The sequence below is a fragment of the Rhodococcus sp. 15-725-2-2b genome (genome assembly GCF_002259075.1).
Taxonomy (GTDB): Bacteria; Actinomycetota; Actinomycetes; order Mycobacteriales; family Mycobacteriaceae; genus Rhodococcoides.
On sequence record NZ_NPFL01000021.1, the window covers coordinates 122,919 to 135,102 of the forward strand.

The following is a 12,184-nucleotide window of genomic DNA, read 5'->3' on the forward strand; positions in this document are numbered from 1 at the left end:
GCAGAGAAATATGAGCAAACAACGGATGGCTACCACTATTACGAGTTTCTGGGAACGGGCTCTCGGCGAAGAAAATCTCACGCTCGATGACAATTTCTTCGATTTGGGCGGTGATTCGCTCACGGCCGCGAAAATCCTTGCCCTTATCCAGCGGGAGTATGGGCTGCAAGCGGAATTGCATCTAATTTTTAACAACCCCACCATCGAAGAATTCGTGGAGGCCGTTGATGAAGAACTAGCAGGGGTAGCGCCGCGGGGAGAAGATGCATGACCGCCCCAAAATTCAAGTCACTGTGGGGAGGTCCGGCGACACCCGATTGTCACTTAACTGGATTTGTTCGCCGTGTCACCCACGATCCGGGGCGTACGGCTGTAGTCGACGCCGATCGTTCGTACACCTACGGAGAACTGGCAGCTTGGGCGCAAACGGTGTCGTCCAACTTGACGCTGGCCGGCGTGAACGTAGGAGACCGGGTTGCGGTATCGCTTCCGCGAGGCGCGGGTGCAGTCGCTGCATTACTCGGGGTGCTGCTGCATGGAGCGACGTACGTCCCGTTGGACCCCGAGTACCCCGTGGAACGGATTCAGTTCATGGTGGATGACTGCGCACCTCGCGCCCTAATCGCCACCACGCGATCACGTGTGAACCACCACGCCCCGCTGGTCGACATCGGGCTGCCCCCCGGAGTAACCCAACCGATCGACCTGCGCGCCGTCGCGTGCGATGCCGCACTTCCGGTCTACATCATCTACACATCCGGATCGACCGGCTGGCCGAAGGGCGTAGCGCTGAACCATCTCCGCATCGACACAATGGTCGATTGGCAAACATCCCACTCACCCCACCCCGAACTACGCACCGCACAGTTCGCCCCGCTAAATTTCGACGTCTCGTTCCAGGAGATATTGGGCACGCTGTGCGGCGGCGGCACGCTTGCGATCATGCCGGAGAAGCTACGCCGTGAACCAGCCCAATTGCTTCGATGGCTCTCCGATCAACGAATCGAGCGGCTGTTCGTCCCATTCGTTGCGTTGCAGATGCTGGCAGTGACGGCCCAGCGGGACATGCTGGCGCAACTGTGCTTGGTCGAGGTAAATACCGCCGGTGAGCAAGTAGTGTGCTCGGAAGATATTCGCGCAATGTTCGCATGTATGCCCGGCTGCCGGCTGGTCAACCACTACGGACAAAGCGAATCCGCCATGGTGACCTCGCACATCCTGGGGCCCGATCCGTATGCCTGGCCCAATCTGCCACCAATCGGCGAACCCCTGCCGGGATGCGAACTACTCATCGCGCCGGAAGTTCCAGAAACTCCGAACATCGGAGAGCTTCTCGTATCCGGAAATCCATTGTCGGATGGATATCTGGGGCGTCCCGAGCTGACAGTGGAGCGCTACGTCAGCATCCTTCCCTCACCAGCCGGTAACACCCGAGCCTTCCGTACCGGTGACCTGGTGGAGCTGACAGACAGCGGCTTGCGCTTCCTATCCCGAATGGACAGCCAGATCAAAGTGCGGGGAATCCGCGTTGATCTCCTAGAAATCGATGCGCAGTTGCTAACAGCTCCCGACTTCGCTGCAGCGGCGACGGTCATGGTGGTGACTAAGTCCGGCCATGCCAGCCTGCGCGCCGCAGTAGTCCTTCGTGAGGGCTGCACCGGCCCAGTCGAGGCCAACGCTCTTAAGCGACTACGCAAGGTACTGCCCGAGGTTTCGGTCCCTGTTTCGGTGACGGAACTGCCCGAACTGCCCAGGACCCCCAGCGGGAAGGTTAATCGTGAGAGAGTCGCTGAGCTCATCGCAGATGACTGCCGGCGGCGTCGCCGACACAGTCAGGGCGGTGACGAATGACCACAATCCTGCACGATAGGCCCGCCGATGCGGGCCAATACGCACTCTGGGCCGAAGCCACGATTGATCCCTCGATTAGTGGCGGCGGATATTTCGTGGCGACCTTTCGCGGTGTACTTGACGAGCATCACCTCGAGGCCGCTGCGCGCGCCGTGCTTGAACGACACGAGCCGCTGCGGTCGGTGCTGCGGCTTGTGCGGGGACAGTTGCGCCAGTGCGTCCTGCCGGCACTTGAGGCATGTTCTTTCGAGCGCGCCACTATCCCATGCGAAGACGGCTCCGAGTCGGCGGCGGTCCGAGAATGGTGCAAGCAGCGCGAACAGGACAAGCGCTGGGACCTAGCCACCGAGGCACCAATTCGTTTCCAACTTCTAACCCATGCTCCCAACCGCTGCTCGATGGTCTTCGAGGCTCATCACGCCGGCTTTGACGGGCGCAGCAAGTTTATTGTCGCCCGCGATTTCTCGAACTATCTGGGGAAACTGAGAATCGGCCATCAAGTGAATCCGACGCCGCTGGCCGCGCCCAGTACGCCCGTTGCCACGGAGGCAGTCACCGCGGAGGCCATCGAATTTTGGCGTACTGCTATCGACAAACGGATGCCCTTGACACTTCCCGAGGGCGGCCGTCTGGGGCAGCGGTCCATTGCTGCCTCGCCGACAATCGAACTGGAGCCCTCAGCGGTTGCCGCCCTTCGCGCGATCGCTCAAAACCTGCAGGTGAGCACATTCACGATGCTTTTCGCAGCGCTCACTCGACAAATGACGGCTTACGACAACATTGATCCGGTGTTGTCTGTGGCTTCGGACGTCAGTGACGAACACACCGGACATGTCGCCGGCTTGCAAACCAACGTGGTCCCCGTATCCATCGAAACCTCCCGCCAGATGGCGACGGAAAAATCCGTTGCCTCGGCCCGCCGGGCGCTCACACACTTGGCTCGCTATCGCCGCGTCCCGTTCGTGGACCTGGTGTCCGGTGTGCCCGGCAGACCCCTCGCTCGGCTCAGTACTGAGCTCGGCCTGTCATTTCCCCGTCCGCCAGCCCAACTTGACCTGGAAATCCCCGGCCTACGTTCGGAGTGGGAGTTTTTCACGCCAAACACAAACGCTGCTTTGGCCAGAACGCTGCAGATCCGTGCGCACTGGCCGCAGTGCCGGGTGCGGCTCGACTATCGCCAGGATCTGATGGGTGCAGCGGAAGCAGAAATATTTCTTGCCGATTTTCGCACTGCTGTCACAGATCTCGCTTCAGACCGAGAAACATCCTTGGTCAGCTCTACGAGCAAAGTCCGGCCCCGAGCAGCCGGCGCGGGGACCCCGTACATCTGTGCTGGCGTCCGCGCGGGGACACTATGTAACGACGACGCTCCCCACCCTCCGCGCTTGATGCCATCGGACGGTGTGAGATTCACCGTGCGTGGCCGGTCGGAACAGTTACTGCCCTGTTGTATAGCGGGCACGATCTGGGTTCATCTCGCCGACGGCCGCGAGGTTTGCACCGACGACTGTGGGTACGTCGCGGCAGACGGCGAGATGCGACACCTAGGACCTCGGGAGGGTCGGTGGATCCGCACCCGAAGCCTCATTGATGCCTCCGCAGTCGCCCGCGTCGCCCGAACCCACACTTGGGTACGAGAGGCGGAAGTGCAGCTGGTGAGGGGCCGTACCGACACCGCGGTGCTCAGTGTGTCTGGACCAACTCGCAATGTCCCGAGCGCACGAGAAATCCGAGCACATCTGCGGACTTTTCTGCACGCCAGTGATCTGCCTGGACGTATCAAAATCACCTGTACCGACACCCTACCGACGAACAAGGATGACAATGAACGAACTCTCTGAAGCTGTAATCGCGGGTGCCTCTCCGGACGTACTTGAGAGCCTTCCCGTCCCACCTGAATACAACGCCGCCTACCTAGATGTAGAAGACATCCAGATTTTCGCCGGCGTCGAGGACAAAGACGTTCGAAAGTCGATTCACCTCGGCAGTGTGCCCATGCCGGAACTTGCTCCTGATGAGGTGTTGGTCGCTGTTATGGCAGCGGCGATGAACTACAACACAATCTGGTCCGCTACCTTCGAGCCGATCCCCACTTTCAACTTCCTGCGGCACTACGCAAAACAGGGCGGCTGGGCCTCTCGTCACGACCAGCCGTACCACGTACTGGGGTCGGACGCAGCCGGGGTGATCGTGCGCGTCGGGGCCGGTGTGCGCAAGTGGAAGGTCGGGGACCATGTCGCCGTAGGGACGGCTCATGTCGATGACCAGGAACCGCTCACCCATCACGACGGCATGCTCGGCCACGAGCAGCGAGCATGGGGGTTTGAGACAAACTTCGGAGGCCTCGCTGACTATGCGGTCGTCCGCGCGAGTCAATTACTACCCAAGGCAGCGCACCTCACCTGGGAAGAGGCTGCCAGCAACCCATTGTGCGCGGGAACGGCCTACCGGATGCTCGTCAGCGAGCGCGGTGCCAACATGCGTCAAGGCGATGTAGTCCTCATTTGGGGCGCGGCGGGTGGCCTCGGTGGCTACGCCGTGCAATTCGTCCGCAACGGCGGCGGCATACCAATCGGCATAGTCAGCTCGGACGCAAAAGCCGAGGTCGCCCGCAAGCTTGGCTGTGAGCTGGTCATCGATCGGCGCGAGATCGGTGAGATTTCCGCTGACCCGGACGCCACCGTCGCGGCAGGAAAACTGCTGGGCAAGATCATCAGGCGAGAGATCGGAGAGGATCCGAACATCGTCTTCGAGCACGTTGGCCGCGAGACCTTCGGCCTCTCGGTATTCGTGGCCCGCCGCGGCGGCACAATCGTCACCTGTGGATCGAGCACGGGTTACCAACACACGTTCGACAACCGCTACTTGTGGATGCGCCTGAAAAGAATAGTAGGCAGCCACGGGGCGAATTTGTACGAGCAGTGGCAGACGAACCGCCTCATCCAGCGCGGCCAAGTGCAACCTATGTTGTCTGAAGTGCACCCGTTTCAAGAGACACCAGAAGCCGCACGCAGGATTCAACTAAACGAGCACCTCGGCAAAGTTGGCATACTTTGCCTAGCACCCTCGAGTGGGCTCGGTGTCACCGACGTCGACCTGCGTTCCCGGATCGGCGAGGCGCGGATCACACCGCTGGTGACGGCATGACAGCTCCGAACCCGAGCTTCGACGCAGGAAAGGCCGAAGGCCGCGTGCATCGTGTCCGAGTGGTGGTTGCCAAACCTGGGCTGGATGGCCACGATCGCGGTGCCAAAGTGGTGGCGCGCGCACTTCGTGATGCCGGCATGGAAGTTATCTACACCGGATTGCGTCAGACACCCGAGCAAATCGTCCGCACCACTTTGGAAGAGGGTGCCGACGCTGTCGGTCTGTCACTGCTATCGGGCGCTCACATGGAACTGGTACCCCGCGTAATCGAGCTGTTGGCCGAGAATAACGCGATGGAGATACCCATCTTCTGTGGCGGCGTCATTCCACCTGGAGACGCACGCAAGCTCGCTGAAATGGGAGTGCTCCGGGTCTTTACCTCTCGGGATTCCCTTCAGGAGATCACCCGTTGGGCACAAACGAACCTACATCCGCTCAAGGAGACGGAGTGACGAGGCACCAGAACTGTCAGACCTTGGAGTCTGCACGGCAAGGCAATATCAGGGCGCTGGCGCAACTAATGACTCGCGCGGAGAACTACGCCATCACTGAGGTTGACGTCATCTCTCCGGCTGCACCGGACCACCCCCGAACCGCCTGTACGGTGATTGGCTTGACAGGTCCTCCTGGTGTCGGAAAGTCGACGTTGATTTCATGTCTTATCGCCGAGTACCGCAAGCGGGGTCAGCGCGTGGCAGTGCTCTGCTTTGATCCGTCATCGCCGATAACCGGCGGTGCGCTCCTCGGTGACCGCATCCGTATGCAGGAGCACTCAGATGATCCCGGAGTTTTCATTCGGTCAGTGTCCAGTCGTGGCCATCTCGGAGGACTTTCGGCCACGGCCAGGACAATGATCGCGATCCTGTCTGAGATCGAATTTGACAGGATCTTGATCGAGACGGTCGGAACCGGGCAGTCAGAGGTGGAAATCGCATCAATCGCGGACGACACCATCGTTGTTCTAGCGCCTGGAGCAGGTGACGGCATCCAAATGGCCAAGGCTGGTGTTCTGGAAATCGCCGACCTCTACGTCGTAAACAAGGCAGATCAGAACGGAGTCCACGCAGTACTTCGCGAACTCCAGGCCGTGATCGAGCTTGGTCAACGCGACGTCCCCATTGTGACGACTACCGCCAGCCGTCAAGAAGGGGCCGCCGAGGTAGTTAGAGCCCTTGAGGCCAAGCGAAAATCTCCTATGACGTAGAGCTGGAGCAGATCGTTCCTCCAGTCATTACCTCTGCCGCGCTTTGCAAAGCAGCGAAGCTTTGGGCCACCGTTAGGTGATCGAAGTCTGCGACATCGACGGGGACACCTGCATGGCACGAAATCACCTGCGCAGCGGCTTGAACTGGGCCCGAGTCAAGGGTTGGGCTGAATTTGACGACCTAGGCAACCAAGCAAAGTAGGGACTGTTGGCAGAGTTCAGATTGACTGATCTTGTAAATATCAGTCAGACAAGCGGATTCGGTCATGTCAGCATGTTGCATAGCGAGCAGTTATGCGGTGGACTGTAGGCATGCTGACTCGAATTGACCATATCGGGATTGTTTGTTTCGACCTCGACAAAACCGTCGAATTCTACAGTGCCACCTATGGATTCGAGGTTACTCACCTGGAATCGAACGAGGAGGAGGGTATCCGTGAAGCGATGTTGAAGATCAACGAGACCCCGGACGGTTACGCCTCGTACCTCCAGCTGCTGGGCTCGACCCGGGACGACTCAGTAGTAGGCAAGTGGCTGGCCAAGAACGGAGAAGGCGTCCACCACATCGCATTCGGCACGAACGACGTGAGTGGCGAAACAGAAGCCATACGGAGTAAGGGCGTCCGGGCACTCTACGACGAGCCGAGACAAGGTTCAATGGGGTCCCGAATCAACTTCCTGCACCCAAAGGATTGCCACGGGGTCTTGACTGAACTCGTCACCGCCGCAACACCAGACTCCGAATGACAACTGCCAGTTAATGTTGCGATGGTCCATATCGTCAGAGTGTTGATGCGGATTTGTGCCATGGAGTGGTAGACGAGGGGGCGGGATGGGAAAATTGGCGCGGCGTTCGGATAGAAGAGGGCAGAAGCCTCGGAATGCGAAGGGCACTCGGGTTCGCCGTGATGGATTCGACGGTGAGTTCGTTCCAGGGCAACAATTTTCGGTCGACATGCGTATCCGCCGGCAGGCCGCCGAGGTCCTGGAAGCAAAGGTCACCGCGGCGCGGTGGCCCCTTGTGCTCGAGGCCATCGAGGCCGCAGCCTGGCCGGTGGAGACCTACCTGGGAAAATTCCTTAAGGGCGGCTACGACGTCATCCGGTTTCGGTCCGACCCGACCGACGTGGGCGAGATGCTCCACAGGTTGTCCCGGATGACGAAGCTGCCGGTCGAAGTTGTCGCGCGGGAGCCCCACAAGCACTTGCCCTTCTGGCTCGATGACGAACCGGAATCGCACGATGTCGGCCTGCAGCCCTTCCGTTGGTTCCAGATGCTCTACTACAGCCACTTCCTTCTGCGCGCGTCGACGGCGGACCGGTATGCCTACTATGCGACGCCGGAGATGACTGCGTTGATCGAGGCCGGCCAGAGTGCCGATCGAGACCATGATGTTGCTGTGACCGTGGCAGATCTTCCCTCGAGCAGAGGAGTTCTCTATCTCGCTCCAGCGGATGGAGTGCCCGACCACGGGCGGGTCCTGGTGTGGAACGAGACAGGTCGCGACAGTGGAAGTGGAACCGATGTTCTCCTGATGGCCATGCTTACCGTTCCTGCTTTGCGGTGGTGGTTGGCGCGGGCCGACGGGGCAATTCCTACTGACGGAAACCGGTTGTACCGCGTCGTCAACGACTACCTACCGGTGTTTCCTTTCGCCGAGGTCCAGCTCAGCCCAGCCGAATCCGATGCTGCGCCCAGTGCACCGAACCGATCAGGAGGCGCGGGTTTCACGGACGTCGGTCCCGACGAACCTGCGCATTCCGTGACCGCCATGAATGACCTGGATTACGTTGCGCGAACGTTCTTCTCGATGGTGAACATGCTGCGAGGCAACAAGTTCGTGGAGTCCACCCGCCAGCAGTCGGCGCGCATGCGAGACAACGACGGCGTAGTCAAGCGGATGCGTGAGGTGACGTATTTGTCGTACCGGCAGCCGCGGCCTGCATCCAGTGCTTCATCGTCGGAAGGATCTGGCAAGCTCTCGCACCGCCACGTCGTTCGGGGGCATTGGCGTCGGCATTGGTATCCATCGCAGAAGCGTCATCTACCCATGTGGATCGATGAGCATTTGCAGGGGCCCGCGGATGCCCCGATTGTCGTCAAGAGCAAGGTGACTGTGGTGCGCCCGCCTGCGGAGAATGAGAGTGTTGAATGACCAACGACCGTAGTTTCGATCCGGACGCCGATCACGGCCAGGCGGGCTGGGTGACTCTGCCCAGTGGACAGCGTGCTTACCGCTACCACGGCTCGGACGACCTGATCTACGACGCAGCAACCGCCCCCGAGGCCGACGCGTCGAACTAGACGTAGATCGGAACCCCGCGGCGCAGGCTCGAGAAGACCGATGCACCGTCATGCCGGAAAGAACGACGCAGCTCGTCCAGTCATTCACATGAATGACTGTTGCCTGGGAACCACAAAGCAGCGCTGTGCGTCCAACACAGCATGGACGACGACGAGTGCGCAGCCATCCGTGACGAGGGGCGCGACCCCAGCGACCCGGCCGTCGTAAGCGCCCTCGACCAGGTGAAACGAACGCTTCACCTATACCGGCATCTCGCCTGGACCTTCACGGCAGACGACCTCGACACTCACACCCTCCACCGCTGAACGCGCCCACCTGCACGTTCGACAATCGAACATGCGTTCGATACGGTGTGGTGGTTCCTACCGGCGCGCGAAAGGTCGATCCACATGGCCACCGTCGACGCAATCGGGGACCTCACCGGCTTGGGCAAGGCCGAACAGCTCGCCGCGCTCCGACGCAGCATGGCCGCGATCCCCGGACGACGTGTCCACGCACCCATCGAGCCCGTCGACGCATCCCTGTTCGCCCCATCTCAGCCAACGGCCCCGCCCGCCGACGAACAGACCCTCAGCGGCCCTGTGCGTTCACAGACCCTGCGCACCATCCCCGTGCCCACGCCACTGTCGGAACTCCTCCCACGCGGTGCGCTGGCCCGCGGAACGGCCATCTCGATTACCGGTGCCGGATCGATCCTCGTCGGTCTCGTCGCTACAGCCAGCGCGGCCGGCCACCACGTCGCATTGATCGGGCAGTCGAAGTTCGGACTCCTCGCCGTCCACGAGCAGGGCGGCGACCTGTCGAAAATCCACCTGATCGACCCAGGCCAAGCAGACCCCCTCGACGCTGCGAGCATCTGTATCGAGGGCCTCGATCTGGTCGTGACGACCGTGCACGGACGCGATGTTCCGCCAACCCGGGCGCGTGCCCTGTTGGCCCGAAACCGTACGCACGCAGGAATTCTCGCGATCACGAACGGACGCATGCCCGGTCTCGACCTGGCAATCTCCTCGCGGCCTGTCGCGTACGGCGGAATCGAGCAGGGCAGGGGCCGTATCCGGTCGATCACCCTCGAGACCACCGTGCACGGGCGCGGTATCGCCGAGCGCACCGGCCGCTACACCCTCACCGCGCCCACGTTCGGCGAACAGGGCCTGCGGTGGACCCCGACCAGCGTCGACGCGGCCGTCCTGCACCGGCCACACGGTCTGGCGGTCGCGCAGTGAGCCCCGAGATGTACGAGAACTGGCCCGTCACTTTCGATCCGCCCACACGCCTCGTTGTCGATCCCCCTCAGAGAGTCTTGGTCAGCGTCGCGCTCACCGTGGCTGGCTCGTCTGGAGGATCCTTCCGTGACGGGGTGCCGCTCAAAGTCCGGTCCGAAGTTCTCTAGCCAGTGAAGTGTTGTTGCAATCAGTTGATTGATTTCTGGTCGCCGCTGTCCCCTGAGGATTACTACTTTACGAATCTTAAAGTAGCGGTTAGGCTCGTGGGAGATCAGCTAGGGAGGCAAAAATGTCCGAGCAATTCGACTCAGCGCGAGCGCTGTTCGAGTCCGAGCAGGCTTCACGCCGAATCGGCAGCCATCACCGCAGTGCCTCATCCCGTGGGCGTTCACTTACGCTCTCGTCGGTGGCAGTGGTGGTCGCGGCGGCTGGTTATGCAGTAATGGGGTTCGTCGAGCCTGGCTGGGTCTGGTTGCCCGCCGCTGTAGCGATTCTGGCGATATGCGCGATTCTGTTGATAGGCAAGTCGATTGGTGTCCCATTGCCACCGGGACGGGACTCCTCCGGGTCGACCACCGTCGGAACGGTGTTGATCGGCGTCGCCACGATCGCTCTTTGTATAGCGCCCCATGGCTTGATACTGGCGGTCGCATCCGGTGCGTTGGTACTGGCCGGCGCAGGTATCGTCGCCGTCGTCCCGGTGTTGGTGTCGGTGCGCGGAGTGCGAACGTCGTGACGGTCGATCATCCACGGCACCAACTCGATCGAGCACTGACCCAGCCGATTCGACTGTCGATTCTGGCGGCTGCGTCGAGGGAAGGTGTGGCTGCGGTGGAGTTCAAGATCCTCGCATCGGCACTTCAGATCAGTGATTCTCTACTTTCTCAACATGTGTCAGCTCTCGAAGCGGCCGGGTACGTTGCGGTAGAGAAGGGTCGAACCGCTCGGTACTCGCGCACATGGATACGGGCCACCGACCGCGGACGTACCGCGCTCGGTGAACACATGCAAGCCCTGCAGGACATCATCAAGTTCGTACCGGAAGGTGAGCAACCCACATGACTTCTCCCGTCGACACCATTACTGCAACTGTCTCTGTGAAGCCAGCGTGGGTGAATACGTGGTTTCACGCGTTGTTCACCAAACCTGGCCTCGAAGTCGATGGGCGCGGCCACGAATTGAACTGGGGCACCAACGACGTCGAGATCCCGTCTACCGCCAACCGAATCGGCGTCTACTTTCACTACCGAGGTCGGCCCGCGCAGCGCCTCGCATTGAGCGAAAAGCTACTCGACCATCGAATCGGTAGTCGCATCACTGCACGCCTGGGAGTGCGAAACTCTGCACAGTTCAACATCATCGAGCCGTAGAAATCCCAATAGCGAGGTTTCACGTCAGTCGTCCCATTCGGATCGTTTGTCTCGTTAATTAGTCCTTCGTAAAGGTTTACACCCGCCTGTCTCGTCGTTAGTATCAGCTTGTTCGGTTTGTTTTGTTCGCCGACGGACTGTCCATCGGCGAACCGGCCAGGCGACCCGCATGTGCCGTTGCTGCGTAGGCATGGTGGGGAAATCGGTGCGCGATAGCAGTTGCGTGGAGCTGCGTAGTCGGCACGGTCTGGGGTGGTCCACGCGGTCATCGGCGTGGCAAATCGAGCGCTCGAGTCGGCGAACCCGTCGATCGAAGCCGCCTCGGCGTCGCCCGCCGGTATAGGGGTCTCGTCGAAACACACCCTTCGAGGATGAATTGTGTTCCCACGTAAAGTTAAAGTCGCCGCCGCTATTGCCGCCCCGCTGGTGGTCCTGAGTCTCGGGGCAGTAGGGACTGCTCAGGCCTTGACCGTTCACGACGCGCCGGTGCAGGCCGCATCGGCGACCGGTCCGAAGCAGGATAAATACACCGACCAGGACGTGGTGGGGCTACTCGCGCTCGCCAGCGGCCGTGCGGCGCAGGACCATCCGGACGTCGCCGCCAAATTCAAGGTCGAAGGAGCACCTACCGCCACTGACGAACAGATCGGCCAACTCACCGATGCCCTGGTCTCTGTCGATCCGAACTTCCACTCCTCGGTGACCCACGCCGTTCAGGCGAACGATCCCTACCAGGCTCAGAAGGGTATCGACACCATCTCGGCTGATCTGAAGACGTTGGCCGCGCAAAGTGGCGCGAGTGAGTCCGGCGGAGATGTCCATACCGACGGATTTTTCTACCACGACTCCAACATCGCTGTAGAGATCAATGTGGCCGGCGTCCTCAACGCAGTCGGGTACGCCAACGTCGCAGCTGCGACCGAAGTAGGGGTCGTGCTCTACGTCGTCCCCGATGCGATCTCCTACGGCTTCGACCTGAATCGAAAGGGCGACTTCGAGCGAACCGAGACTGCTGCGTTGGTGACCTCAGCGCTCTGAGACCCGTCAACGCTTTCGCCCCTGGGTGCGTTGCCTCGATCCC

14 protein-coding genes are annotated in these 12,184 nt (G+C 60.9%); all 14 read left to right on the forward strand.

Features of this window, described 5'->3' with window-relative positions:
* Nucleotides 1–10: 10 nt before the first annotated feature.
* The 14 genes from CH306_RS25475 (at nucleotide 11) to CH306_RS25535 (ending at nucleotide 12,141) form a co-directional block, all read left to right on the forward strand.
* Nucleotides 11–271 (forward strand): phosphopantetheine-binding protein, encoded by a 261-nt coding sequence (locus tag CH306_RS25475; RefSeq protein WP_032382025.1) that lies wholly within the window; start codon nucleotides 11–13, stop codon nucleotides 269–271.
* Nucleotides 268–1,851, forward strand: a complete 1,584-nt coding sequence (locus tag CH306_RS25480; protein WP_094648201.1) for an AMP-binding protein — start codon at nucleotides 268–270, stop codon at nucleotides 1,849–1,851. Before CH306_RS25475 ends, CH306_RS25480 begins: the two co-directional genes overlap by 4 nt.
* Nucleotides 1,848–3,692, forward strand: a complete 1,845-nt coding sequence (locus CH306_RS25485; protein ID WP_015586173.1) for a condensation domain-containing protein — start codon at nucleotides 1,848–1,850, stop codon at nucleotides 3,690–3,692. The genes CH306_RS25480 and CH306_RS25485 overlap by 4 nt, the downstream gene beginning before the upstream one ends.
* On the forward strand, nucleotides 3,676–4,998 hold the full coding sequence (gene ccrA / locus CH306_RS25490; protein WP_015586174.1) for a crotonyl-CoA carboxylase/reductase: 1,323 nt from the start codon (nucleotides 3,676–3,678) through the stop codon (nucleotides 4,996–4,998). The genes CH306_RS25485 and ccrA overlap by 17 nt, the downstream gene beginning before the upstream one ends.
* The gene (locus tag CH306_RS25495) at nucleotides 4,995–5,450 is read left to right on the forward strand and encodes a cobalamin B12-binding domain-containing protein (protein ID WP_015586175.1); all 456 of its coding nucleotides are present in this window, start codon (nucleotides 4,995–4,997) and stop codon (nucleotides 5,448–5,450) included. The genes ccrA and CH306_RS25495 overlap by 4 nt, the downstream gene beginning before the upstream one ends.
* On the forward strand, nucleotides 5,447–6,202 hold the full coding sequence (meaB, locus tag CH306_RS25500; protein WP_015586176.1) for a methylmalonyl Co-A mutase-associated GTPase MeaB: 756 nt from the start codon (nucleotides 5,447–5,449) through the stop codon (nucleotides 6,200–6,202). Before CH306_RS25495 ends, meaB begins: the two co-directional genes overlap by 4 nt.
* A gap of 312 nt (nucleotides 6,203–6,514) precedes the next feature.
* A complete protein-coding gene (mce, locus tag CH306_RS25505; RefSeq protein WP_015586177.1) occupies nucleotides 6,515–6,949 on the forward strand; it encodes a methylmalonyl-CoA epimerase in 435 nt (144 codons plus the stop codon).
* Nucleotides 6,950–7,157: 208 nt separating this feature from the next.
* Nucleotides 7,158–8,357, forward strand: coding sequence for a hypothetical protein (locus tag CH306_RS25510; RefSeq protein WP_032364816.1), 1,200 nt, complete (start codon nucleotides 7,158–7,160; stop codon nucleotides 8,355–8,357).
* The gene (locus CH306_RS29235; RefSeq protein WP_155290193.1) at nucleotides 8,354–8,506 is read left to right on the forward strand and encodes a hypothetical protein; all 153 of its coding nucleotides are present in this window, start codon (nucleotides 8,354–8,356) and stop codon (nucleotides 8,504–8,506) included. The genes CH306_RS25510 and CH306_RS29235 overlap by 4 nt, the downstream gene beginning before the upstream one ends.
* A 390-nt stretch (nucleotides 8,507–8,896) precedes the next feature.
* Nucleotides 8,897–9,733 carry a hypothetical protein gene (locus tag CH306_RS25520; protein WP_052049293.1) on the forward strand — a complete coding sequence of 279 codons (837 nt, stop codon included), beginning with the start codon at nucleotides 8,897–8,899 and terminating at the stop codon, nucleotides 9,731–9,733.
* A gap of 289 nt (nucleotides 9,734–10,022) precedes the next feature.
* On the forward strand, nucleotides 10,023–10,469 hold the full coding sequence (locus tag CH306_RS29380; RefSeq protein ID WP_206539365.1) for a hypothetical protein: 447 nt from the start codon (nucleotides 10,023–10,025) through the stop codon (nucleotides 10,467–10,469).
* Nucleotides 10,466–10,795, forward strand: coding sequence for a transcriptional regulator (locus tag CH306_RS29385; RefSeq protein ID WP_032364819.1), 330 nt, complete (start codon nucleotides 10,466–10,468; stop codon nucleotides 10,793–10,795). Before CH306_RS29380 ends, CH306_RS29385 begins: the two co-directional genes overlap by 4 nt.
* The gene (locus CH306_RS25530; RefSeq protein WP_141214632.1) at nucleotides 10,792–11,103 is read left to right on the forward strand and encodes a hypothetical protein; all 312 of its coding nucleotides are present in this window, start codon (nucleotides 10,792–10,794) and stop codon (nucleotides 11,101–11,103) included. The genes CH306_RS29385 and CH306_RS25530 overlap by 4 nt, the downstream gene beginning before the upstream one ends.
* A gap of 465 nt (nucleotides 11,104–11,568) precedes the next feature.
* A complete protein-coding gene (locus tag CH306_RS25535) occupies nucleotides 11,569–12,141 on the forward strand; it encodes a hypothetical protein (protein WP_032364821.1) in 573 nt (190 codons plus the stop codon).
* The last annotated feature ends 43 nt before the right edge of the window (nucleotides 12,142–12,184 follow it).

Coding starts and splice junctions, on each gene's coding strand:
- CH306_RS25485 (WP_015586173.1), top strand. CDS start 1,848: ATGACCACAATCCTGCACGATAGGCCCGCCGATGCGGGCCAATACGCA.
- CH306_RS25530 (WP_141214632.1), top strand. CDS start 10,792: ATGACTTCTCCCGTCGACACCATTACTGCAACTGTCTCTGTGAAGCCA.
- CH306_RS29380 (WP_206539365.1), top strand. CDS start 10,023: ATGTCCGAGCAATTCGACTCAGCGCGAGCGCTGTTCGAGTCCGAGCAG.
- ccrA (WP_015586174.1), top strand. CDS start 3,676: ATGAACGAACTCTCTGAAGCTGTAATCGCGGGTGCCTCTCCGGACGTA.
- CH306_RS25510 (WP_032364816.1), top strand. CDS start 7,158: ATGCGTATCCGCCGGCAGGCCGCCGAGGTCCTGGAAGCAAAGGTCACC.
- CH306_RS25475 (WP_032382025.1), top strand. CDS start 11: ATGAGCAAACAACGGATGGCTACCACTATTACGAGTTTCTGGGAACGG.
- CH306_RS25480 (WP_094648201.1), top strand. CDS start 268: ATGACCGCCCCAAAATTCAAGTCACTGTGGGGAGGTCCGGCGACACCC.
- mce (WP_015586177.1), top strand. CDS start 6,515: ATGCTGACTCGAATTGACCATATCGGGATTGTTTGTTTCGACCTCGAC.
- CH306_RS29235 (WP_155290193.1), top strand. CDS start 8,354: ATGACCAACGACCGTAGTTTCGATCCGGACGCCGATCACGGCCAGGCG.
- CH306_RS25520 (WP_052049293.1), top strand. CDS start 8,897: ATGGCCACCGTCGACGCAATCGGGGACCTCACCGGCTTGGGCAAGGCC.
- CH306_RS25495 (WP_015586175.1), top strand. CDS start 4,995: ATGACAGCTCCGAACCCGAGCTTCGACGCAGGAAAGGCCGAAGGCCGC.